This is a genomic window from Thalassospira sp. MIT1004 (assembly GCF_001858545.1).
Classification (GTDB): Bacteria; Pseudomonadota; Alphaproteobacteria; order Rhodospirillales; family Thalassospiraceae; genus Thalassospira; species Thalassospira xiamenensis.
This window is the reverse complement of record NZ_MCAO01000033.1, coordinates 350,580-373,551: the sequence shown is the minus strand read 5'-3', so window position 1 is coordinate 373,551 and position 22,972 is coordinate 350,580. Positions and strand designations below refer to the sequence as shown.

The 22,972-nt window shown below is 48.3% G+C and carries 20 protein-coding genes; 13 read left to right on the top strand and 7 right to left on the bottom strand.

The window, feature by feature from the left end; genetic code table 11:
• Window positions 1-230 precede the first annotated feature (230 nt).
• Both BC440_RS23535 and BC440_RS13260 read left to right on the top strand, forming a co-directional pair.
• Window positions 231-1,070 carry a Mu transposase C-terminal domain-containing protein gene (locus BC440_RS23535; RefSeq protein WP_244271160.1) on the top strand — a complete coding sequence of 280 codons (840 nt, stop codon included), beginning with the start codon at window positions 231-233 and terminating at the stop codon, window positions 1,068-1,070.
• Window positions 1,067-1,975, top strand: a complete 909-nt coding sequence (locus BC440_RS13260; RefSeq protein ID WP_071240281.1) for a TniB family NTP-binding protein — start codon at window positions 1,067-1,069, stop codon at window positions 1,973-1,975. The genes BC440_RS23535 and BC440_RS13260 overlap by 4 nt, the downstream gene beginning before the upstream one ends.
• 956 nt (window positions 1,976-2,931) lie before the next feature.
• Here BC440_RS13260 and BC440_RS23150 read toward each other — a convergent pair.
• Together BC440_RS23150 and BC440_RS13250 are read right to left on the bottom strand one after the other, a co-directional pair.
• Complete coding sequence (locus tag BC440_RS23150; protein ID WP_175484488.1) at window positions 2,932-4,932, bottom strand: hypothetical protein; 2,001 nt, start codon at window positions 4,930-4,932, stop codon at window positions 2,932-2,934.
• On the bottom strand, window positions 4,865-5,614 hold the full coding sequence (locus BC440_RS13250; RefSeq protein ID WP_071240279.1) for a tyrosine-type recombinase/integrase: 750 nt from the start codon (window positions 5,612-5,614) through the stop codon (window positions 4,865-4,867). Before BC440_RS13250 ends, BC440_RS23150 begins: the two co-directional genes overlap by 68 nt.
• 644 nt (window positions 5,615-6,258) lie before the next feature.
• On the opposite strand from BC440_RS13250, the gene BC440_RS13245 reads away from it, so the two are divergent.
• Together BC440_RS13245 and BC440_RS22960 are read left to right on the top strand one after the other, a co-directional pair.
• Window positions 6,259-6,612, top strand: coding sequence for a DUF2513 domain-containing protein (locus tag BC440_RS13245; protein ID WP_071240278.1), 354 nt, complete (start codon window positions 6,259-6,261; stop codon window positions 6,610-6,612).
• A gap of 16 nt (window positions 6,613-6,628) precedes the next feature.
• A complete protein-coding gene (locus tag BC440_RS22960; protein WP_139192125.1) occupies window positions 6,629-6,808 on the top strand; it encodes a hypothetical protein in 180 nt (59 codons plus the stop codon).
• Window positions 6,809-6,955: 147 nt separating this feature from the next.
• Here BC440_RS22960 and BC440_RS13240 read toward each other — a convergent pair whose 3' ends face one another.
• From BC440_RS13240 to BC440_RS13220, 5 genes are all read right to left on the bottom strand, one after another.
• Window positions 6,956-7,543: a hypothetical protein gene (locus BC440_RS13240; RefSeq protein WP_071240277.1), complete on the bottom strand. Its 588-nt coding sequence runs from the start codon at window positions 7,541-7,543 to the stop codon at window positions 6,956-6,958.
• A 10-nt stretch (window positions 7,544-7,553) separates the two neighbouring features.
• Complete coding sequence (locus BC440_RS13235) at window positions 7,554-8,294, bottom strand: hypothetical protein (protein WP_139192124.1); 741 nt, start codon at window positions 8,292-8,294, stop codon at window positions 7,554-7,556.
• A 433-nt stretch (window positions 8,295-8,727) separates the two neighbouring features.
• A complete protein-coding gene (locus tag BC440_RS13230) occupies window positions 8,728-10,137 on the bottom strand; it encodes a ThiF family adenylyltransferase (protein WP_071240275.1) in 1,410 nt (469 codons plus the stop codon).
• Window positions 10,134-10,514, bottom strand: coding sequence for an E2/UBC family protein (locus BC440_RS13225; protein WP_071240274.1), 381 nt, complete (start codon window positions 10,512-10,514; stop codon window positions 10,134-10,136). Before BC440_RS13225 ends, BC440_RS13230 begins: the two co-directional genes overlap by 4 nt.
• Window positions 10,514-11,041: a multiubiquitin domain-containing protein gene (locus BC440_RS13220; RefSeq protein WP_083379368.1), complete on the bottom strand. Its 528-nt coding sequence runs from the start codon at window positions 11,039-11,041 to the stop codon at window positions 10,514-10,516. The genes BC440_RS13225 and BC440_RS13220 overlap by 1 nt, the downstream gene beginning before the upstream one ends.
• A gap of 156 nt (window positions 11,042-11,197) precedes the next feature.
• On the opposite strand from BC440_RS13220, the gene BC440_RS13215 reads away from it, so the two are divergent.
• The 9 genes from BC440_RS13215 to BC440_RS13175 all read left to right on the top strand — a co-directional run bounded on the left by BC440_RS13215 (window position 11,198) and on the right by BC440_RS13175 (window position 22,957).
• Window positions 11,198-11,587, top strand: a complete 390-nt coding sequence (locus BC440_RS13215) for an antitoxin Xre/MbcA/ParS toxin-binding domain-containing protein (protein WP_071240273.1) — start codon at window positions 11,198-11,200, stop codon at window positions 11,585-11,587.
• Window positions 11,568-12,338, top strand: coding sequence for an RES family NAD+ phosphorylase (locus tag BC440_RS13210; RefSeq protein WP_071240272.1), 771 nt, complete (start codon window positions 11,568-11,570; stop codon window positions 12,336-12,338). The genes BC440_RS13215 and BC440_RS13210 overlap by 20 nt, the downstream gene beginning before the upstream one ends.
• 299 nt (window positions 12,339-12,637) lie before the next feature.
• Window positions 12,638-12,910: a hypothetical protein gene (locus BC440_RS13205; protein WP_071240271.1), complete on the top strand. Its 273-nt coding sequence runs from the start codon at window positions 12,638-12,640 to the stop codon at window positions 12,908-12,910.
• A 295-nt stretch (window positions 12,911-13,205) separates the two neighbouring features.
• Window positions 13,206-15,461, top strand: a complete 2,256-nt coding sequence (locus BC440_RS13200; protein WP_083379367.1) for a DUF87 domain-containing protein — start codon at window positions 13,206-13,208, stop codon at window positions 15,459-15,461.
• A gap of 104 nt (window positions 15,462-15,565) precedes the next feature.
• Entirely contained in the window at window positions 15,566-16,822 is a 1,257-nt protein-coding gene (locus BC440_RS13195; RefSeq protein ID WP_139192122.1) for an MBL fold metallo-hydrolase, read from the top strand.
• A 911-nt stretch (window positions 16,823-17,733) separates the two neighbouring features.
• Window positions 17,734-18,369 carry a TnsA endonuclease N-terminal domain-containing protein gene (locus tag BC440_RS13190; RefSeq protein WP_071240268.1) on the top strand — a complete coding sequence of 212 codons (636 nt, stop codon included), beginning with the start codon at window positions 17,734-17,736 and terminating at the stop codon, window positions 18,367-18,369.
• Entirely contained in the window at window positions 18,366-20,414 is a 2,049-nt protein-coding gene (locus BC440_RS13185; protein ID WP_071240267.1) for a Mu transposase C-terminal domain-containing protein, read from the top strand. The genes BC440_RS13190 and BC440_RS13185 overlap by 4 nt, the downstream gene beginning before the upstream one ends.
• Window positions 20,407-21,369, top strand: coding sequence for a TniB family NTP-binding protein (locus tag BC440_RS13180; protein WP_071240266.1), 963 nt, complete (start codon window positions 20,407-20,409; stop codon window positions 21,367-21,369). The genes BC440_RS13185 and BC440_RS13180 overlap by 8 nt, the downstream gene beginning before the upstream one ends.
• Before the next feature lie 472 nt (window positions 21,370-21,841).
• A complete protein-coding gene (locus BC440_RS13175; protein ID WP_071240265.1) occupies window positions 21,842-22,957 on the top strand; it encodes a hypothetical protein in 1,116 nt (371 codons plus the stop codon).
• The last annotated feature ends 15 nt before the right edge of the window (window positions 22,958-22,972 follow it).

Below are 22,972 nucleotides of genomic sequence, written 5' to 3'. Positions count from 1 at the left end.
CGATGTGTCTGACACACGCTGTCCTAAGGAAGGACAAATGGTTACTTAAACGCCGTATTAGCGCTCCATGGCCAATGCACGGACTACCCGGCATAATTCATACCGATAATGCCAAAGAGTTCAGGAGAAATCTGTTTGTCAGAGATTGCCAAGAATATGGAATATCCGTTCTGTTCAGACCCTTAGGACAACCGAATTTTGGGGGCACAGTAGAAAGCTGGATCAGAAACATGAACCGGCAAAATCATGGGCAACCAGGTTCGACAAGAAGCCCTCCAAACAAGAATTCCGACTACAACCCGGAAAAAGATGCATGCCTGACTTTAAGCGAATTAGATCGAAGGTGGGCTCTTTTCATTACTGGCGTCTACCATAACAAAGTGCATACCGAAATCGGCATGCCCCCGATGGCAAAGTTCGAACAAGGTTTACAGATAATGTACGAAAAATATGGCAAGACAAGCAGAGAACCTGAAGACCCAGATCGCTTTTTGTTGGATTTCCTACCGCAGGTTACGAGAACGGTTCAGAAGTACGGCGTTCGCTTCAATCACATTGAGTATGATGGTGAAATCCTGGATCACCTCCTCAATATGGGCGAGAAGAGAAGCTACACGGTTCGCTATGACCCACGCGATATCTCCAAACTGTTCATCTATGTGCCTAGCGAACAGAAGTATTACCCGCTCGTCTACAGGGATAAATCCCTGCCACCAATGAGCCAATATGAATACAACATCATTACTCGTGAAGCAGAGCGTGCAGGAAGGGCTTTAGAGAACGAGACTCAGATTGTGGAAAGCCTGCTTGAAATGCGTCGGGACACCGAGAAAGCTCTCAAAGAAACGAAGCACCACAAGCGCAAGAGACGGCAAAAGGCACTCCAGCCTAGCAACAACCCTTCTACAGTTCCAGCCATCAATAACGGCGAAAGAGCCAAACACGTTGATGGTAATAAGCTCGCCACTACACGGGAAGCGGATAGAGACAAAGGCGGACGCTCGGAAGGGCGTAAAGCAGTTTATGAGTTCGATCCAAAGATTTTGCAGACAGGGATTGATCTCGAATGACATCTCACCTGCACCCAAGAACCCTCCAGCTACTCGCGGAAAATGCGGAAAAGAAAACCCTTTGGATGAAGGAACCAAAGTGGACTTCCTACGAATATGCTGATCGTTTGTTGAGAGAGATTTCTCTCACAGTAAAACAACCTCCGTGTCATCGGATGCCTTCAATGTTGCTGATTGGAAAGAGCAACAACGGAAAAACGATGATTCTGGAAAGAGCGCTTAAAGCTCATCCGCCGATCACGGATATCGAAGCTGAATCCAACAATGTTCCCGTTATATTTATAACCATGCCCCCCAGACCCGATTTGCGACGTTTTTATTCCATGATGCTAAAACGTCTGGGGGCACTCTTTAAAGAGTCAGCCGCGACTTCTGTTCTTGAGATCCAAACTCTTACTTTATGCGAAAGTCTCGGTCTTCGTTCAATCATCATTGACGAGTTTCACAATGTCGCCCGCTGCAGTGTTCGGTCTCAGCACGAGTTTTTGAACATGCTGCGATTTTTAAGCAATGAGTTACGCATCTCTTTTGTTGCTGCTGGCATAGACTCTGCAGCACGGGTCATTGCATCTGACCCCCAATTAGCCAGCCGATTTCGCCCCTATAGTTTGCCTCTATGGAAAGACGGCGAGGAGTACCGAAAACTTCTCTATATGATCGAATCCTTGATTCCGTTACCCGAACCTTCATTCCTTTATAAGAACGAGGAAATTGCACAGATGATCCTCACTGTAGGTGAGGGCAATTTGGGAGATATGATCGATTTTCTGAAAGAAGCAACTTACATTGCATTTGATGATGGCTCCCCAAGCCTTACAGTTGCTCACTTCAGGGATACTGGCTTTGTTCCAAAGTCCGTTCAGGCAGCAAGGCTACGTGATTTGGCCAAGCAGTCTCATGGCTAGGAGCTATTTACCAGTCCGTCCACGGCCAAAATGCGGTGAAAGCCTATCGAGCTGGGTTGTCCGAACGGCGCATTTGAATGGGCTTTATCTACAAACATTTTGTGATCTGGTCTGGCCCCTCTATCCGATATGGAACAGGGATACTGATCGCCTGGGAGACTCAAACATTCTCCGTCAGATGGCGATACTGACGGGCACTTCGCCAGCAAAAGCACTCGCAACCACCTTTCCATTTTACGAAAAGCTTTTGCTACCGGAAACTTCAGGCTCAGGGTTGCAGCAAGAGATCACCGTCCTTGGGATATTTCACAGACTTCATAAGAAGTTCGGCCAAACCTATTGTCCACAGTGCCTAAAGGAAGAGGGCTACTATCAGCTGTTTTGGCGCCTAAATTGCGTTACGGTTTGTACAAAACATCGCCAACGTCTGCTTGATCGCTGTTGGAATTGCGAAGCACCCGTCTGCCTGCATCGCGGCGAGATCCACAAGTGCGACAAATGCGGCATGGACCGGCGTGACGCAAAGACGAATTTTCACATTGATTCCTATGCCTTCCGACTACAACAGAGGATAGATCAAGCAATAACAACGGGGACAATTTTCTGGGACACCCCATCGGATACGCCGAAAGCATTGCTTCGATTGATCTCAGAACTTATGCGTTGCTGCACAGGGCAAGGGCACAGAGCACCTGAGCTACGGAATACTGTCCATAAATTGATGGGTGGAGATTATGAGAGGCTCAACATGCCAGGCGAAAAACCCAACATTGGCGTTCTCGATTGCGAAACTCGACATCAACTAATGGCACTCGTGGGTCGGCTCATTTTCAACTGGCCCTGGAGCCTTATCGCGTGCGGCACGAATGCCAAGTGTTGGCGATCCTACTTCTTACGTCCGATTGATGACCCATGTCACGAATTACGTGAGGGTACAGCACTGCTCAATTATGACCTCAATAATCCAGTTTATTAATTGCACGCAAAAGATCGTCTCCTACCCCTTCTCGGCTCTTAGCTTTTCTTCTGACAGGGTATGAATAGCATCCGGCTACTTCTACGAGTTCTTCCGTTCGAGGCCAACCGCCATTACTTGACCGAACGCCAGTGTAAAGAATATCCAAGAGAACATCCTGACCAAGCCACATTTCTTCGTCCGGCTTGACCAAAAAGTTTCCAAGTCGCAACGGAGAATAATGGGGCGGCGATCGCCGCTCGACACAGAACAAATAGTAATTCGCGTTATGAAGGTACAACCTTGCCATTAGGACACAAAGTCGGCGTTTGCTATGGGGCTGTACGAGGATCGGGGTGCCCCACCACTCAGGTATTTCAACAAGTGAGATCGTCGGATATTCATGACTCATTGGAAGCCAATCGGCAGCCAATGTCCATACCTGCGCTGAAGTGGACTCAACCAGTGAGAAAAGTGCGGATGCGGTCGGGCTGATTGGAAAGCCAACCTTACTGCCCAACCAAGTAGTGAAGATAGCTCTGTTTCCATTTGGGCTAGATGGAAGGAGTTGAAATGTTCGGAAACGATAGTCGTAATGAGGAGCTTGACCCAAGATCGTCCGTATTCTTTTGAAAGGAACTTTTACCTTCTGATCAAATAGTGTCCTAGATACTCGAATTAGCTCTTCCGGCGTATTCACATTTCCAATCGACCTCTCTTTTGGATGATCCGTCGGGAGTCGATTGTAACTGGCTGGACGGAGGGGAGGGCCAACTTGCGCGGTTCTCAACGCAAGTTCGGGTGGCGGTGTCCACCTAAACGTTTTCCGCAGAATTGACTCACCAAAGAATCCAGAAACCGGGACATCAATTCGACCGTTTTTATTCGGTCTAAACCTCTTCGCAATTTTTTGCTTGCTTGAGAAATAAAGTCGCGTGACACAGTGTTTGGGTTCAATTGAAATAATCTGAACAGCTTGAATGGCCTGACGATTGATTAATTGCCCTTCAGCCGCCTCATCTAGAGGACGGTCCAGTTTTGGCTCTGAAGTCAACACACGACGCCCCAGAAACTCGATCATAAACGGTTCGGTAAACGGAAAGAGTAGGGGAAATTCGGAGAATGCGCGCCCGTCGCGAAACAAAATACCGACGAGCATCTGAGCTGTTTTACTGAGGTAGGCATTCGATCTTCCACCCGAAACCTGAAAGTTCGCCAAATTTATAGCCGCACGAATATAAGTCAGACTGTCACATTTATTCAGTACGGCCTCATACCTTAGGCCAACTTGTTTTGGTTGCCGCTGAAAAAATCGCGGCAATACGGGCTTCGTCGCTCCTTCCAGAAGATACTGGACCAAGAGAGGTGATTTGTGAAAATAGATCCAAAAAAGATCGCCGGGACTTAGAAGAATTTTTTCCTTAAACTCTGATCCATAGTGGCTACGATTACCAGACTGTCTCAAGATAGACGACACACGAAACCGAGGTGCAATCCACCCTTGATTAATTCTATTACTCTGTGATGAACGCGAGAGCAGAACATCATTCTTGGTTTCGCGATGGAGCCAAACATGTTCTATAGATTCTGGGTCAACCCACATCCTATAGGTCACCAAAGACTGTTCTTTGGGTAGGATCTGTCTGTGGTAGAAAAGAAGTTGACTCTCACGGACCTGCGAAAAATCCTTGATGGGAAACCGTCGCAGAACTGCTGTATGCGCGTTTGATCTGGCCCATCCGTAAAGATCGTGTTCGACTGTTAAAACTGATTCATTGATTTCCAAAATTCGAGCAATCAACCAAATCTGCTGAGAATCATAACCTTCCTCGACCGACAACATACTGTCATGTCCGACCCCCACAAAATCGAGCAGATATTGCGGGTGTTCAAATTCTCTCGCGACATACGCAGGAATGCTTTTAAGTTCGGCACTAGCCTCTTTCATCTTGATCGAAACCTGCTCCAAGACTTGCGATGACTTTCCGGTAAGCATTGCCATCGACGCCAGCAATGTATGGCATGAGACCCCTTTCGGTGCGATGGTGCGTGACATTGAGAATATCGCCGTTCACAACGCCGGCATGATGAGCTGCGGTAATAAACCCCCGCCGCAATGAATGAGCACCATACTCTTCGTGAGGAGCTCCAAGCTCGGCCATCAGATGCTTTATGAGGCGGTAAAGATATCGGTCGGAAACGTGCTGCATGGTGGGAGCATGAGCCGCAATTCGAGGAAAGCAGAATTGGCTACTGTCTGAGAGCTCACCACGTAATCCGCTTAGCACTGACCATGCACACAATGGTGAAGAAACTCTGGGAACAAAACAGCCATCAATCGCTTTACCTGATTTGCTCCAACCAGTGGTGATACAGAACCCCTCTTCCTCAAATCGGATGTTACTCCATTCCAAGCAGACCAACTCCGATCGACGCATCGCGCTAGCAAAACCAGTCAGTAACATCGCACGATCCCGTCGACCCTTCAGGGTTTGGGGAATAAGTTCCAACGCTCGGAGAAGCGTGTCAGGTTCGATTTTGCGTTTAGGTCGATTGATATTCTTTTTTGCGCGCCGACACCCTTTCAGGAGGCGAGCCAAAAGCTCGCGATCGTCCCTTACCGCGCACCCGGAAAGTCTTAGATGATGCCGGATCGCCGAGAGGTCTTGTGTCAGAGCCGACATGCCTACTATCCGGGAACGCTCTGTGAGAAACAGACCGATTGTCTTGGCCGAAGGAGCGCTCTGTACCAAGCCGTGCAACCTGCACCAATCCTGATATCGTTTCCAAGCAGCTTGGTATCTTCGACGCGTAGATGTTGCCAATGCAGTGTCGACAAGATCGCCGGCCGAGGCCGCCAGACTAAGAAGGTAGGACTGCTCTGTACTAGGCCGATTCATGGGACTGCTCCAAGGGAAGAAGCGAGCTGAATTCTGCCCTAGATTGAAGAATACCTCAAGATTTTGACGCATCAAGCTCCCAGGATGCACTCATCAAGTTTCACGCATTTCGGAAACCGCATGAAAATTCTGATTACATGAAAATTCTTCGAGAAAAAGTAGAAGTCCATTTTTTCAATGGTTTGGTATCCACTCCATTTTTTTCAATGAGACTCCCGTTTTCATCTTTGAGACTCGTTTTTTAATTTGAGATTCCCTTTTTCGTGGATGAGACTCATTAGTCGGGAAATACCTGCGGCATTTTGAGTCATGTCGTATGTTATGGATGGGCAGCAAAAAGGGTATAAGATTCTCGTAATGTAACGTCGTCGCATGCGCGTATTGCGTCCAGGATGGTGCTCAATTTGTTCGTTGGCAGGAGGGATTCCATGCATCGGGATGACAGCTACTTGCGTGATCTCCTAATGGAGATAGAGGACAGTCCAGATATTGTTTTTATTACACGCCGACCACTCAGCGCTTCGGCAGAGCTCAAGAAGCAAAACCATCACCTGGAATTACTTTGTGATTGCGGCTTTCTTGCACGGGTCAATGACAACGCCTATCGCCTGACTTCGGCAGGGCATGACTTCACACAAGCACTTCGCAATGAGACGATCTGGTCCAAGACCAGAAGCAAAGTGGCCGAGGCCGGTGGATATGTGACCTTGGAGATTCTCTCGACCATCGCCATTGGTTATCTGAAACAGGAGATATCAAAAGCGACAGGTCTCACACTCTAGGAAACACGAGGTAGACATGAACAATGAAGAGCGACGCCGTCGCGCCATTGCACACTTCGCGCGAGAGGCCGCAAGAGTGAACGCCAAACTTTCTGAAGAACAAGAAGATGGCCATTGTCGGATTGGCTTCAGGGCTGATGAAAAAGCGAGTTCCCGAGAATATTCTCAAAGAGCTGGCGCAGTTGAATTTGATTGAACGAAAACTCGGTGGGCCCGCACTGACCATCCTTGGAAAATTTGTCGCGCGATTAAATGGTGCACATACATAGCCCTCGTACCAGATCAGGCCATTGCTGAACGTTGGTGTGACCGGTTTAACAAAGCAACTTTGCTGCTGGGAACTTTAGTAAGGCTGAACATAATACACTTGATTGTCGGCACTACCATTCCTGTATATTTTTGTGCAGAGAAAGCGCTGACCTTCCTTCGTGCTACATGGCCGAACGCTGCTGTTCTCAACTAACTCCAGTAACTCAACATTCTGCGCCAGTTGTGCATATTCCGCCCGCTTGGCTTCCAAACCGAAGAGCGGACTAAAATAAAAATATCCTACCGTAATCAGAGTCAAGATTAGCACAATCAGCATCGCCTGAACGCCAAGGATCGGCCATAGGACTTTTCGCGCTTTTTGAGTCATGTTGGTAGTGACAGCTTCTGCACATTCCTTAGCTTTTTCCGCTTCTTTATACATTGCCGAGATATCGGATTTCACACTTGTCCCAATGTCACGGGCGATAGGTTTCATCGCGCGCTCTAGTGCTGCAATAGCTAAACTGGTTCGGGTTGTTTCTTCAAACCGCTCAACCGCTTTCCGCAAGTCATTTGCCGCTTTCAAAGAGATTTCCCGGTCATTTTCAGCCTTCTCCATCAAGCCGTAAAAAACCCGCAACGCTTCTTCGAACTCAGTTGAGCTCTTTGAGAATTCATTCATCTGCTAACCCCTACATACTTAAGCCGCGCGAAATTGTTCTATCTTGCGATCGCTCCCGTTCATTCACTCGTGAGCGAGTTTTGCTGGTATCAATCTTTTGATCCAGATCGCGACGTTGGTCTTGATGTAATCGCTGAAGCTCACGACCTGTCATTGCAAATTGTCGAATGTCAGGTAACGCCTGAAACTGAATCTCACCGGTTGACGCACCGCCAACAATTATAAAACCGCCGCTATCCCCAGCCGAACCACTAGCTTTGTACATTCCCTTGTATGCCTGCTGAACAAGCTCAAGATAATCGCAACACTCCTTGCCTGAAATTCGCAAGTCCGTCACTTGCACCCCGTCCAAAATCGTATTTGCGATCAAATCCAAGGTGGTTTTTTTGAGGCCTGTTACAAAGTCAAGGTATGGCGCACAGAATACTTCAAGGCTGCCACTGCGCAGATCGTTTTCGATATAAAGATGGGTTGCCCGCGAGATGTTACAGAAACGCCGATCATGGACGCTCAGATATCGTTCGAGGAAACGGCGTTTGTCCGTTTCCTTCTGACTTCTACTGGCCCTACGTTTGAATTCAATCAGATGGTAAACGTTTGGCATACCGATCAGAACATCTGCCAATGATTGGTCCATCGGAGTTTGCTGCAACAAATTAATATTCGTTGGTGGAGGTAGGGCTCTTCGACCTGCACAAAACCCGAGTGTATAAATGAAACCTCCAATAACAATATTTTCGTAAACGTCCACGCAATATCCTTTCGAGATTCAAGTTAAATTTTCTGATTCTGGTAAACTAAATTCAACTTCTAGATCTCAGCTCAGGCGCTATTTCCACTATCTCCGCACCAATCGATTTTTCCTTTCCGGACCCAAAAATGACTTTTGCACCCTGACGTCTGCCGCACAGACGGATTGACTGTTGGTCGTCTCAGCCAATCGCTTGAAACTCCCCACCGTGGTCGCTGTCTCGGATTGAGTGGCAATTTGATTATTTCTCCACATCCATCCGGGCAATGGAAGCACAACCATTTGTCGATCTTGTCTCGGACAATCAACATCTCACCGGATCTTATCTGTTCCGGGTTCGGGTGACGCGAAACAAAGCGTACTGTCACATCACTGCAAGTAACAAAGTGGAAGGCCTCCAGAAACTTGCGTACTAGATTGATTAAGATTCCCATCATCCGGTCCGATCAAGAAAAGGTTCAATATCTGCACGACCCCAAATTGTCGGATCCGCACATATGCCACAACCAGGTATCGCCTTTGCTCCTTGTACCCGTTCTGTTGCTCGGTCAAGTCGACGATATCTTTGCCACGCCCACCGACCCTCTGCGCGAAAGTCCACCAAGCCTTGCAATAATTCGTTCACTGCCATCGTTGCGGCTTCGGTCGTAAAAGTCACAACCGCAGGCGCCGGATTGCCACTTCCCCGAACATAGGCTTCGTTCTTTAAGGCCTCGTATTCTTCCGGAGAATGTCGACGAAGATCTTCTTCCCGTGCACGTGTGACATTCACTGTCTTACGACACACAAGACACGGTGCACTGGGCGCCAAAACAGAAACCCTAGCCGCCATTTCTTGTAACCCAGGCGCTCCCGACTCATTTGGCATTAAGACCAGTCCAGTATCGATGACCGGAATCAGATAGAACAGGGCAAAGCGGTTCAAAAACAAGCGCCCTGAATGATCATCAGTACATCCAAATATGACGTCACAAGATTTTAGTGCGTCACGCGCCTCAGGCGTATTCACCCAACCCCTGATTGAAGCGACCTGAACGCCCAATCCCATTCGGTTAACTTCGCGCACCATCACATCAACTTTTGGCGTCTTTTCGTTGGCGTCATCAATGGTTGCACCTTGTAACCTGTTGAGGTTGGTCGTCTCTACGATATCGTCATCGAGAACCACGATCCGACCCACCCCAAGACGGGCCAGAAGATGAACAACAGGACTGCCTGTCCCGCCACATCCGACTACACCCACTCTTAAATCCCTGAGCGCAGCGTTGACATCTTCACCAAATGCCAACGCCTGACGATCAAGAAACGCTTTCGGCCGATCTCGTTGTATCGTCGAGACTTCAATACCGGAACCAATGAAACTGATCCGTTGACAGTCGTCAGGCACGCTAGGACCGTTCCACACTCGGGCCCGGATCGTATCTTTGCCAACCTGCAGCACGCTAACCAACGGATGTTCACCGCCGTTACGATTGACCATCAACTGATAGAGATCACGTTCATTTTGATCATCTTGGTCTGAGAATGCGTCTGTGCAGGCTGGATGGTTGTGAGCAATAGCCACGACCAAACCGTCCTGTTTTGCACGCTGACAAAGCTTTACAAAGGAGTTGGTCTTCCAAGTGACATGCCTCCGACTTGCGGAAACATAGTCCTCTTCTGGAATTGGGATGACTTCATATGAGGTATAGCGAACCCGGCGGGTCAGTTGCCATGGGTCTTTAGCAATATCGCTGATACCAAACAGCATATATGCAGCCCGTTCTTCACCTTTCCTACTGGCCAACAGCTGGCAGAGCTGTTCTCGGTGAACTTGCTGAAAGATCAGGTCACAATTTGTCACGCTGCCACCTCCAGCGCTTGTTCAATGCGCTTTACCATTGTCCAAAGCCCATCGACCCCAGGTCGCCACTGGTCATTGTGTCGCGACCAGCGTTGCCAGCTTTTCCGATCAAAGTTAATGCGAACATTTGTGCAATTAGGTTGCCGGTGGCTCGCAACTAATTGCAGATGCGGAAATGCGTAGAACATATCAGGAGGAGCATCCGGATAGGCTGGCGGTAACATGATCAGGATATCAGCACTTGCTGTTTGGTATTTCCCTGCCGGCAGCAAGAAGTTTTCAAGAACCACTCCTTTCTTGTTTCCTTCCACAACTTCGTGGAAGGAAACGTCACGGTCCGCAAGATAACGACGATCTTTCGAAGGCAAGAAGGACATCAGTTTGATCCTTCCGTGGTATCTGAAACACCGGTGAAGAAACGTTCCAGTCCCGCGTGATCTAGGCGTACGAGATCATTGTCTGCAATCAAACGATCCTCTGCGCCCCGAATTTCCTGCCACACAGAGTATTTGGCAGGATCTACACCCGCGAGACGCTTGAGCACACGACCACTCACGACGGCCTGCCCCCATTCAAGGCGTTTGCCATCAAGATCAATTCGAAAAGACTCAGCGCTGGTGAAGATGAGAAACCGCTCAACCCCAGCCTCACGAAGATCGACGGTCTCTTCAAGTCGAAGCTCTTCAAGCTCACCATTCTTCAGAACCTGAAATACCAACCGTTCTTCGGCTTTACGCATACCGGTGGCCTCGATGACCTGACGACCCGTCGGAATCGGATCATCGAGAACGAACTGCCTAAAATTGAGGTCAGCATCGCCAACAAGGATTTCGTAGGACCCTTTATCTTTGGGTTTACGCCCTTTATCGGACCCTACGCGGACATCTTCAACAACAGCACTCATAATCAAACTCCTTCGCGTCATTCCTGAATCGGCGGATTTACTTGCAATTTACCTTTCATGGACTAGAATCATGAAAGCGTCTCGATATAGACCAGTATAGATCTGGACTAAATGGATTCGCAAGTCCAAATATAAACTATTTTTAGGAGCCTATGCATGACACGCTCTAACCCTGTGCGCGAAACGGATGCAGGGAGTGTTGATCGGTCGTCTGCAATCGACGCCTTTTCCAGCCTGGCCGAAACTTGGGAGCTCTCCACAGACGAACAGATCAAACTTCTGGGTTCGCCAGCCAGATCAACGTTTTTCAAGTGGAAGAAAGAAGGAGGCAATCTGCCAAACGACACCACGGAACGCATATCTCACTTGCTGAGCATCTATAAAGCGCTCGAAATTCTGCTGCCGGACCCGCAGGCTGCCGACAAGTGGATTAAAACCGAGAATGAATTTTTCGATGGCAACACTGCGCTTGAAGTAATGCTTGGTGGTCAAGTCATCGATATCTACAAAGTAAGAGAGTATGTAGATGCGCAGCGAGGTGGATGAGTTCCCCGTTCGAGACATCAACGAAACCGGTTATCTCCTGATTCCTTCCCGTTTTCCGCCCGTTCCAATTTACGGGCGGATTGCCAACGGCAATGACGAGCAATTCGTAAAGCTCGAAAGCATGACCAACCCGAGGCTCAAGGAACGGGAGAAGCTGATTTCGCTCAGCGGCCATTCACTCGACGAGACGTCTCCCAAACTCCAGAACTGGAACCACGCACCATTCGCTTATCCAAATCCAGAAGGAACCTGGCTATTTGATAAATCGATCAGGTGCTTGGAACTTTCCACCGACAGGCAGACTGCCCTTGCAGTTTCCGTCAAGAAGCGGGAAATTTTTCTTGGACGCACGTCGGAGAAGCCGATTGGCCTAGACATGCGGATGCTGGGAAGACCTGTGATCGGGCGCTTTCTGGATGCCCGCATGCTGTCACTCAATCTGGCTAGATCAGAACGTCGCAATATTGGCGCAAGTATCCTTCAACGATTGCGAGATATGGAAAAGAGCGAAGAGGCAAATGTTCATGGGGTTCTGTTCCACTCGCCGGAACGACCAACAGGCACAAGGTTGGTCGTGCTACAGAGGGATGCTGTTGCTGATCGGGCGACACAGATGGAGCATTATCGGTTTTCATGGAACGGACAGAAGATCACGAGTTTGTATGCTTTTGACAGCAAACGTACAGACCAAGAAAACAAACTCGACCCTGATGATCTAAAACGTGAAGAACCTATCCCTCAGGTTGCGTGATGGCATTAAACGGGCTTCTTTGGGCCGGACCTTCGATTAGGGTCTAATATGCTCTGGTGAAATGCGTAGATAATGACTCACCGGATCAAATGATCCATCCTTACGCTCCGAGACAAACTTGAGAATGGCGTCCGCTACAAGCTGGGCGCCATTCTTTTTATTGCACGCCTTTGGACTTCGTTCCCATTCATCCTAGATTTTTTCTGGATATCCCTTGTGCAAACAAGGATCTTGCAAGATATGGAACCATATCGGGATAAAATTTGTCCTGATGATTACCGATATATCAAGAACCAAACATGGAGCTTTACATGCAAGAAGAAAACGAAGAATACATACCCAGCCCCCAAAACCTGGAGGTTTCTTGGGACATCATCACGGACGCCAAGCAAAAGATGTATGAAGCGCGGGATGCGGTTCGTGTTGCTGAGGCAGAGTTGTGGCAAATTAGGGAGGCAGCCTGTGCCAGCATCGAAAACGATGGCATGCAGATGCATATTGTAACGGTTGACGGCCGAGTGGCGAAAATCATTACCACAATGGATGAGTTTGACGCTTACATGGCATGTTGATACGCCAAAATAGCCACTGCGAGCCGAAACCAACACCATGTTCGCATTGGATCCTTCTTTGAAGTTCGCCCAAAGATCGCAGGGTACGACCACCAAGAGATGATCACCACAGCAGCTTTTGTGATCGACACAGACAGAGCTATGGTCAGGTCTCGGACTTCAATAAGTACCTGATTACTGCTCTTGCGAGCAGGATACCTATGCAAACGCGAAATCATCCTAAGCTCTCTGGATAATCTTGACGCCCAAGTTCTTATGGCCGTCTAATATTCAACAGTTTTGGGGGATTTAGAGAATGGCAGAAGCAACTCGGCGCAAAACACGAAATCGGGTCTTCAGCCTTATTCTATACGGCGCGTTTCTCGCATATTTACAGCATCTGTTTATTTCAACCGGCTTTACCCCCAATCAGAATGCCATTTGGCTCTATAGCGGCTTTGCCAGTCTGCTATTTGGCAGCCGTCTGCTCAATCCGCACTTCACACCACCTGCCGATGCAGCAACCAATGCTTTTATGGCAGGAGCAGCTTTATTTGCGGGATCTCTTGTCGTTGAACAGGACAGCCTTGATGCAACGCTACTAACATCGACTATCGCGCTATGCGTTGTCATTTTTATCACCTCTGTAGGAGTGCTGCTCCTCAGACCTTCCAGCGGATCAGAAAACCGCCCCTGGGTGCGGATGCTCGACAACGCTGTGCGCAGTTTGGGAAGCCCGGTTGTCCTCTTCACGATTGTCATTCTGATCTGCGTCTGGATTTTCCACCGTTCGCAACCTTATGAAGCACCAATCATTCTGACTGCCTGGGCGGTGATCGTGGTGCTGAGGCCGGTTGAGTCGGTTTTGGATTTTTGTGATTGGACTGCTCAGCAATGGCACGTTCTGACAACCAATGATGTTGTTGGCGAAATTGCAGCCTATCAGTCCCCCAACATCGTTCTGATACGTCAAAGCGGAGACACCAGAGTTTCTCGTGGCACACCCATGATTATCGCCGACAATAATGGACCCTGGATGCTGGGCGTTGCCTTGAACTATGTCGGGCGTGACGAAGGAATTTTGCTTAGATCTCTGACGGTAGAACTGCCCAAAGGCCTCCAAAACAACCTGAAAAATCTGACGAAAAACCACACTTCAGGCACAGCACTTGCTGTTTCTGCTGCACCTGACGCGCTAGCTGACATCGATGAAATCGCACAGATTGAACGACTTTGCGGCATCGTCGTAAGCGATGCCAATCTCGAGTACCTTCTGTTTGAAGTCATCGAAGACACTGATCTTGCCGAAGGGCGACTGGTTGAGTCAAAAATTGGCAACCATAGCGTCATTTTTCAGATCATTGACGGTTTGACGCGCGAAGACATTGTTCAGCAGAAAAACACTTATGGCTATGCCCGTGCCAAGGCCCGCAAGATTGGTCGATGGGATAGTGATGCCGGCAAATTCATACCGGTAAAATGGCTGCCACGGATCAATGCGCCGGTCTTTCTGCTGGAAACCACGGACCAAAACATCTCTCCAAACGTGGTCGGACATTTTCCCGACACCAATTTTGGCGTTGGCGTAAACATCTCCGAAGCCGTCACCCACAACACTGCCATTCTCGGTATCCTCGGCATCGGCAAGAGCTATCTATCGATCGAACTGGTCGAGCGCATGATTGCCGACGGCATCAAGGTCATTTGCTTAGACTTGACCAACCAATATGCGACATTGCTGTCGGAATTTATTGATGCGACCTACGAAGGTCAGCAACATCAAGAACTGATGAACGCAGGGCGCGGCGGCGTAGCTCACCAGAATCAAGAGCAAGGCGGAAGCCATCCCGCATTTCGAGCAAAGGTTACAGAGCAACTACGCGAATTCCTTCTGCCGGAAAACCCAAGGAGTTTACGTGTTCTCAATCCGGCACAATTTGAAGTTACTCGGCAAGCTGGCCGCATGTATCAGGGCGATGCAAACTGGGCCACGCTGACACCAACTGAAATTACCGCGATTTTTTCGGATGCCGCTCTTGAAGTGTGCCAGGAACTGGGAATGGCTGACCAAGGTCGGCTTTGTCTGGTTTACGAGGAAGCACACTCGCTTGTCCCGGAATGGAATTCGGTCGTAGCTGAGGGTGACAAGGCGGCAACGGCGCGAAGTGCTCGCGCAATTCTGCAGGGACGAAAATACGGCCTTGGATGTCTGCTCATCACCCAGCGTACCGCCAACGTAACCAAAACCATTCTCAATCAATGCAACACAATCTTCGCGATGCGCACATTTGACGATACCGGCAAGGAGTTTCTCTCCAACTATATCGGCCGTGATTATGCCGGTATATTACCTAGTCTTGAAGCCCGTCATGCCGTGATTTTTGGCAAAGCTTCGTCTTGTGAAAATCCCGTTCTTGTTCGACTGAATGACCGTCAACCCTTCCTCGATTCTTTCCGGGCCCAGAATCCAGTGCCCCAATTGCCTGCAATCGAAACTCCAAATGAGGGACCACAGTCCGCAACAGGACAAAAAGCAATTGTTGATGACTTGGATGATGAGATTCCTTTCTGATCATCCCAGACATAAGCGCTACGTGACAGCCAGCGCCTAAAGTTGAAATAAACCTCTTACACCGGAGTGTAATTTCTTCTGTATATTTTTAGTGGGAGGCACAATTGCCAACTCAGGTTATCCGATGCCAACACCCTGTTGGTCAGGGCGGTTTTCATACTTCTGAAATCAGAATCCGCAGTTCAAGAACGGAAAAGTTCACCATCGTGTATGATTGCGGAGCAACACAGAATGACGCTCTCCAGCAATCTATAGATTGGTATGTAAATAATTACGAAAAAATTGATCTTCTTGTCCTCTCGCACTTGGATAATGATCATGTGCAGGGACTGGATCAATTACTGACACATATAAGTGTCGATACCGTCTTAATTCCCTATATTGATCAGCAAGTAAACCTCGCTGATATTTTTCGTATTGAGGCTGAAACTGGTACCAACCTAAATCACATTGAGGCATGCCTTGAACCAGATGTTTGGTTTGGCAAACGTGGAGTTGGCCGCGTAATTCGTGCCAGAGGCAACAGCGATGATGATATGCGAGCACCTGAAGAACCGCCGCGTGACGCTGGGGAGAGAGATGAACTAGGCTTCAGCTTAAAAGTCGATAAAAACAAGCTGAAACAAGTACGAAAACAAAAATCTGCCCAAGCGGAGCTCTCCGATCTCGCACCAGGTTCCTGTCTTGGAATTTCACATCCAAGTTCTTCCATTGACTGGGTATTGATTCCCTACGTCTCAAGTGAACCTTCTGTCAAACTGGCAGACTTTCAGCGTGAGGTTCGAGCGATTCTTTTTGGCAGCAAAACGACAAAGAGGCGCATACGTTCCGAAGACCTTGCCACTAGCCTGAAAGATCGCCGTCAACGCATGAGGCTCAAAAGAGCTTATGGTCGATTTAAGCCGAGCAGAGCAAGAAGCACCCACAACCATGTGTCAATGTCCCTGTATTCTGGACCAATGTCACCGTTCAATCCTGCAACTCCAAAGTTTCAAACCTTCCTACTCACTCACTGGCCACATTCTAATCTGGATGCGTGCCCTGTGGGGTGGTTAGCTACTGGTGACGCACCTTTCAGAAACGAAGCATATCGAACCAAGTGGATGCATTATTATCACCGATATCTTCAGAATATTTCCACTTTGGTTTTATCCCATCACGGCTCACGCCTAGACTTTCATCGAGATTTGGTTTGCGCGACAAGTGCGTATAACTTCGTCGCAAATGCCAGTGATCCCCCCCAATATCGGGGACATGCGAGCGACGAGATACATGACTACGTGGAATCTCACGGCGCGAATTTCATTCATGTTTCCCAATATCCAGAATCAGAATTCCTGGAGATTATCCAAAAGCTTTAACTACAACCTTTTGTCCGGAAACCTCAATTAACGGACAAAATCACTCCCGAAACGATTGCCGTAATCTCACCATGTCACGTGCCACAAAAGTTGTCATTCGTGCCACAAAAGCTGTCATTTGTGCCAAGAAGTTGACAACGATTTCGCACTACGGCGGCAGCTTCTTCTTACCTATGTCTAGAGCATCATCGAAACAGCAATTAGCTGGTTTGTTGTTCACGCCGACCAGGAATTCGCGCCTGGAGTTTGACCTGGTCGGCCATATGTTGCCCCAGCCCGAGCATAAATTAAGAAAACAGCCCCGAGTCTTATAAGTTACTCAATCGGCATCAGGTTTTTTCCAGGCTGGCTTAGCCTGCAACAGGCTACTTTGACCACTTCATTTCAAATCGAAATTAAATTTAAGGTTGAATTATTTGTTATGAAAATGGATACAGAATTTGGATTTGTATTTCGGAAATACATAAAATTGTCAGTTGTTTGTTGAAGGGCGTACCATTGTTAGAGGACTTCCAGAGAACTGATATAATCCTAATTTTAATACAAAAAAATGAGTCTGTACTAAGGAGAATTCTGTAAAACGGATTTGGAAAATACAGAATCGACGTGGATGGGTAATGCAGAATCGGCAGTATTTACAAAAAATACTATGCAACCATTGGTATGTTTTCTGCTTTGAGGGCAAGTTGACAAAAATGCCTGTGGCAGGATTATGAAGCTCGAAATAAATCCGTAAAGGGAGGCCCCAAAACGCAAAAAACCGATCCAGAGAACTGAACCGGTCAATTACGTCGCTAAAGCGAGCTAGTTTGCACCTCCTCCTTTAGCACGTTGCCAAATCCAAGGCAAGCACTGCGTGTCAGCACGCCACGGGTGAGCTTTGCCTGCATCATGCGAAGGAGAAACTTATTATGAAACCGGTACGCCAAGTTGTAAGCCGCAGCAAAGGGCGAGTGCACGGTCTTTACTACAGCCGTAAGGTCAAACGTCTACTTCCCTGGGAATCTCAGCTTGAGAGAGATGCCCTCATCATTCTCGATCTCATTCCCGAAGTTGATGATATTGCGGTGCAGCCATTCAAATTGAACTACCAGTTTGATGGTCGGGAGAGAGTGTATTTTCCGGACATCTTGATCACTGGTGACTTCGGTCGGACAGTGATTGAGGTCAAGCCCAAGCGCGATCTTGGGAAGCCGGAGAATTTGAAACGGTTTCCGGTTATCGAAACGGTATTAGCCGAAAAAGGCTATCAGTTCGAGATTTGGACGGAAGATGACATTCGGCGGGAACCAAGAAGTTCGAACGTCAGGTCCCTTAGTCCTCACCGCTTGAGTGCTTCCCCAGAGTTCGATGCGAGTAGGTTCAGGTCCTATTCCGAGAGCGCAGGAAGTTTCCTGATTCAGGATGTGGTGGAAATCATGGGTGAAGAGGCGACCCTTGATGACGCTTTGACACTGGTCGCAACGGGACAACTTAAGCTCAATCTGGATGAAAAGATCGGGAGGATGTCCTCTGTCGAACTCGTGGACGAGGGAGGAAGGAAATGACAAGAATTCATCTTCCTGAAGGCTCTCGCCTAGCGTTTCAAGGTGCGCAGTATAAGGTCGTGACTTTGACCGAAAACCAAGACGTTCATCTCAGTAGTCTGGATACGGGCGAGCCGCTGCTGATACCGTCTAAAGAGATTGCACAGGCAGTATTTGACGGTGAAGCGGAGATTTTGAGCGACTTTACCAATTATGCTCAGCATCAGTTGGTCTCATTTGACTCTTTTAGTGATCAGGAGCGAACAGAAGCTCGAGCCAGACTCGCATTTGTCAGGCAGGTGGATGGGGCGTCAGGTGCAAGCAATCTTAATCAGGCAGTTAGCTGTGTAGTTCGGCGTTGCGATCAAGACGGTTGTGAAAACATTCCCTCCAAACGGACCCTAATGCGCTGGTACAAATCCTGGATTTCCGGCGGGAAGGATATTCGTGCCTTGTTGCCTAGAAATTGCTTCAAGGGCCCGGACAAGATGCGTTTTGACAACCGACTTGAAAGTATCGTTTGGGAAATTGTGCATGAACGGTATTTGAAGCCGGAATACAGTACCGGAACGGAGATTTATCGGGCTATCTGTCGACGAATAAAAAGGGAAAATCAGACTGCGTCGGTTGGCATGAAGTTAAAAGCTCCCAGCCGTCGGACAATTTATAGGTACCTCAGCAAACTGGACCCCTATGAGGTGCTTGTAGCCCATCATGGCCAGCAGGTGGCAGAGCAAAAGTTTGGTCCTGTCGGTTCGGGAGTTATTACGAGTTATGCCTTGGAGAGGGTCGAGATAGATCACCACTTGGTAGACTTATTGGTTGTCTACCCAAACGGTGATGTGATGGGGCGCGTCTGGGTGACGCTAGCCTTAGACAGCTACAGCCGCATGGTGGTCGGGTTTGATATAAGCCCTGAACCACCCTCCTATCGCTCAATCATGAGGTGCTTGAGAAATGCGATAAGTCCTAAGGACAAGTTCATAAAAAGCGTTGTTGATGAATTCAATGCCCAAAGCGGCAATGAAATAGAAGCTGACATCGAACATGAGTGGCCTTGTTTGGGCATGATCGTTGTTTTGGTTGTCGACAATGGTTTGGAGTTCCACTCACAGAATTTGCTTGATGCCTTAAGTCAGCTTGGAATTTCTATTGAATACAACCCGAAACGAAAGCCACGCTATAAGGGGAAGGTCGAGCGGTTTTTTGAAACGCTCAATTCAAAACTGATCCATACGCTTGACGGGACGACGTTTTCCAACACTAAAGAGCGTGGCGATTATGAGTCCGAAAAGAACGCCAAGCTTACCATTCAAGATTTGATGTTGCTTGTGACAAAGTTTGTGGTCGATGAGTATCCAAACACCTATCACGAAGGGATCAGGGACTGTCCTATTAACAGGTGGACAAAAGGTACGGAAAAGCATCCCGTCCGCCTCCTAAGTAACCTCGAAGATTTAAGTGTTCTGACTTCGTGCGTTGAAACATGTACGTTGTCGCGTATCGGCGTGCGGTTGTTCAATCTGCAATTCCAATCAGAAGCTATCAAACTGCTTTACCGTCAGCTGATGACCGGAAGAATGAACTTGGGGCGCAACCCAAAAGTTCGCGTTAAATATGATCCAGAAAACCTGCTCATGGTTTATGTGGAGGATGCGCGGAACAGAATTTTCTTACCTGCAAGTTGCGTATATGCCTCATATGCTGACGGTTTGTCGGTTTGGCGTCACAAGTTGATCAGCAGGGTTGTTTCCAAGGAGACGGACGGTGCACGCAAGCACTCTGAGGAAAAGCTCCTCAATGCTCGTGTGACAACCTTCGAGCTCGCGCAGCAACTTAAGACTAGTAAGCGGAAGGTGCAGCGAAACAAGGCTCACAGATATGTTCGAGAAGAAGTCATAGCTGAGGTGGTGACTAATTTCGAGAATGCATCAGAGGATAAGCAAAGAGAAGATATTCCAGTTCAGGAATTTGATTTTTCATCTGATGAGATTGCAGCAGAGATCGAAAAAGCTCACTGGAAATCAACGTCTCCGTCCAGAGGAACGGGAGGCGATAATGCATAAAGAAATGATCCTGACCGATGCTCAAGCGGATGGTTTGGCAGCTTTTCAAAATCAGAGGATTCATCATAACCAGTTCCAACAGGCAACTGCTCGGATAACAAACTTTCACCGATCAGGTGCTCGGGCATATGCGCCAGGTATAATGACGTTGGTCGGAGAAACCGGAGCTGGAAAATCGTCTATCATTGAGAACTTTTGCACAGTCGCAAATAGTGAACACGATTGTAGTCGAGTTCTGTCCATTATCATTCCGCAAAGTTGCACGATCAAAAACCTGGCGTCCCGTATCCTTCATGCATTAGGGGATCCGTGCGCGAGTATGGGCACGCGAGAGTCTATGGAGCGACGGATCGCACGGTTTGCAGATCACGCCAGTGTTAGCATGCTGATCTTCGACGAATTTCAGCATTTGACCAACAAAGGTAGTCAAGCTCGTCGCTACGATACGGCCGATTGGTTGAAGACGCAGCTCGAAATTTTACGTAGGCCAGTGTTGTTTGTTGGACTTCCGGAGGTCAACGACATCTTTATGGTGAACCCTCAACTTGAAACGCGCCGGCGCGGGCGAATTGAGCTGCACCCATTTGATCCTTCGACGAAGGATGGTGCGAAAGAGCTCCTAATGTTGTTCCATTTCTTGAACAACGAACTGCCGTTGCCTGATCCGTCAAAGTCAGTTCTTAAAAGCAGTGAAGTCATGTTGAGGCTTGCTCGGTCGTGCAAAGGGCTAATTGGTTACATCACAAAGGTTATCTATCGAGCTGTTGAAATCGCGTTGTTAGCGCGGTGTCAGGCACTCACTGAACAACATCTTCTGGCTGCTCTTTCGGAGCTAAAGGAAGCGTCTGCTGAACTCGATACCAAGGCTATTCGGCCATCGCAACCGGGGCAGAGCAAAGCGGTAGGTAAGATGAAAACGGGGCAACGGAAAGGGGTATCTGATGTACCTTTCTGAAGTCGTACCAATTACTGCGCCGCCTATTCGAGACGAGAGCTTGATTGGATATCTGATACGAGTTTCTCATATCAATTTCTATGAACGTTCGTCGTGGATTCTGAAGCTCGCTGGTCTCGATTACTCAAGGATCAAAGCGTCAAAGTGGAACAACGCTCTGCCGAAACTTGCCGAAATCTTGGGGCAAGGTACCGGAAAACTTAGCCTTTTGGCTCCTTTGAACGCCCTCGAGGGAAACCACTCAAAGGTCGGAATACCAAATGGCGAGGTGATCTCTAGATATTTCCTTGAGTGGCCAACGAAAGCAATTTGCTCTCAATGTGCTCGGGAAAATGGATATCTTTCGAGTTTTTGGGATCTGAGGTTGGTGACGCATTGCCCCAAGCATCTTTGCAGATTACGAGAGGTGTGTTCAGATTGTGGTGAGAATTCCCGTTTTTATCGAACAACTGTCGACTTTTGCAGGTGTTCAATGCCCAACGAGAATGCAGATTCTGCCCTATCCAATGCGCATATTGGCTTGCTAAGGCTTTTGTCCAACAAGTATGTGGGGACTGATTTTGATTTGGAGCAGTACGGTTTTTCGAACCAACTAAAGAGTGCTTCCTTTCGAGAAATCATAGAGACAGTCGCAATACTTGGCTCTTCACTTCTCAGTTACGCTAATCTGGATGGAAGATGTTACCATCAGTTGAGTGTGGATAAGATAGTGAGCCACGTGGCAGTATCTGCCGATGCGCTCGCCAATTGGCCGAACGGTTTCATCTCTCACATAGGGAAGTTGTTCTTTCCCGCTGAGGACTATTCAGCACTGTCTTGCGTTGGATACAGTCTGGAAAAGTTGTATCAGTTTAGTCTAGATCATCAGGACCGTATCCCGGTCGTTTTTGCAGGTTTCGAGGCTTATCTGCACTCGGTGGCTGGCGAGGCACCAGTGGTGTCGCCGAAAACTATTACCCCTAGATCTGGGAGACACAAATGGCTTGTTTGTGCTGCTGACGCGCGCGAATGGCTTCGGGTCAGCCGGGAGCACTTCGATAGGTTGATCAAAGAGGGGCATCTGAAAACCGTCACGTTCCGTCGAGGGGGCACGGTAAATCGACTTCTTACTCACGAAAGTATCGATGCTTATCTGGACTTGAAGTCGAGATTGATAAGTATCGGTGCTGCAGCCAACATGTTGTCGATCTCCTTGCATACTCTGAAGACATTGGTCGATGCGGGCTTCTTGAGGCCGTTCCATTCTCCAGATCTGGATGGCAACCATTGCTGGCGCTTTGATGAAGAAGTTGTTGCCGGGTTCCTGCATGAATTGGAAGAGACTGCCAAAAAGTGCTCAATTCTTCCGGTGCAGTTAGTGGCAGCTGTGCAGAAGTACAACAAGCAGGGGCTGTCATATGTGAGAATGTTGAAGATGATCAAAAAGGGAGAAATTGAATTGTTGATGTACTCCCAAAAGGAACGTGGGTTTCTCAAGTTCGGGGTTGATCCAGAAGTTCTTCAAAAACTTTTCAGCGATGAAAGACAATTTTTGCAGCCTAAACCTGTCCCTGAGTGGCATCGCAGAACAGGTTTGTTCAATGGTTGACCGAAGCAGGTGGAC

What these genes read in the sequence shown, in the direction of transcription:
- BC440_RS13205 (WP_071240271.1), top strand. Translation starts at nt 12,638, where the DNA reads ATGGAGCTTTACATGCAAGAAGAAAACGAAGAATACATACCCAGCCCC.
- BC440_RS13250 (WP_071240279.1), bottom strand. Translation starts at nt 5,614, where the DNA reads ATGTCGGCTCTGACACAAGACCTCTCGGCGATCCGGCATCATCTAAGA.
- BC440_RS22960 (WP_139192125.1), top strand. Translation starts at nt 6,629, where the DNA reads ATGAACAATGAAGAGCGACGCCGTCGCGCCATTGCACACTTCGCGCGA.
- BC440_RS13245 (WP_071240278.1), top strand. Translation starts at nt 6,259, where the DNA reads ATGCATCGGGATGACAGCTACTTGCGTGATCTCCTAATGGAGATAGAG.
- BC440_RS13210 (WP_071240272.1), top strand. Translation starts at nt 11,568, where the DNA reads ATGCGCAGCGAGGTGGATGAGTTCCCCGTTCGAGACATCAACGAAACC.
- BC440_RS13215 (WP_071240273.1), top strand. Translation starts at nt 11,198, where the DNA reads ATGACACGCTCTAACCCTGTGCGCGAAACGGATGCAGGGAGTGTTGAT.
- BC440_RS13175 (WP_071240265.1), top strand. Translation starts at nt 21,842, where the DNA reads ATGCCCAACGAGAATGCAGATTCTGCCCTATCCAATGCGCATATTGGC.
- BC440_RS23535 (WP_244271160.1), top strand. Translation starts at nt 231, where the DNA reads ATGAACCGGCAAAATCATGGGCAACCAGGTTCGACAAGAAGCCCTCCA.
- BC440_RS13220 (WP_083379368.1), bottom strand. Translation starts at nt 11,041, where the DNA reads ATGAGTGCTGTTGTTGAAGATGTCCGCGTAGGGTCCGATAAAGGGCGT.
- BC440_RS13200 (WP_083379367.1), top strand. Translation starts at nt 13,206, where the DNA reads ATGGCAGAAGCAACTCGGCGCAAAACACGAAATCGGGTCTTCAGCCTT.
- BC440_RS13185 (WP_071240267.1), top strand. Translation starts at nt 18,366, where the DNA reads ATGACAAGAATTCATCTTCCTGAAGGCTCTCGCCTAGCGTTTCAAGGT.
- BC440_RS13225 (WP_071240274.1), bottom strand. Translation starts at nt 10,514, where the DNA reads ATGTCCTTCTTGCCTTCGAAAGATCGTCGTTATCTTGCGGACCGTGAC.
- BC440_RS13240 (WP_071240277.1), bottom strand. Translation starts at nt 7,543, where the DNA reads ATGAATGAATTCTCAAAGAGCTCAACTGAGTTCGAAGAAGCGTTGCGG.
- BC440_RS23150 (WP_175484488.1), bottom strand. Translation starts at nt 4,932, where the DNA reads ATGGCAATGCTTACCGGAAAGTCATCGCAAGTCTTGGAGCAGGTTTCG.
- BC440_RS13260 (WP_071240281.1), top strand. Translation starts at nt 1,067, where the DNA reads ATGACATCTCACCTGCACCCAAGAACCCTCCAGCTACTCGCGGAAAAT.
- BC440_RS13190 (WP_071240268.1), top strand. Translation starts at nt 17,734, where the DNA reads ATGAAACCGGTACGCCAAGTTGTAAGCCGCAGCAAAGGGCGAGTGCAC.
- BC440_RS13180 (WP_071240266.1), top strand. Translation starts at nt 20,407, where the DNA reads ATGCATAAAGAAATGATCCTGACCGATGCTCAAGCGGATGGTTTGGCA.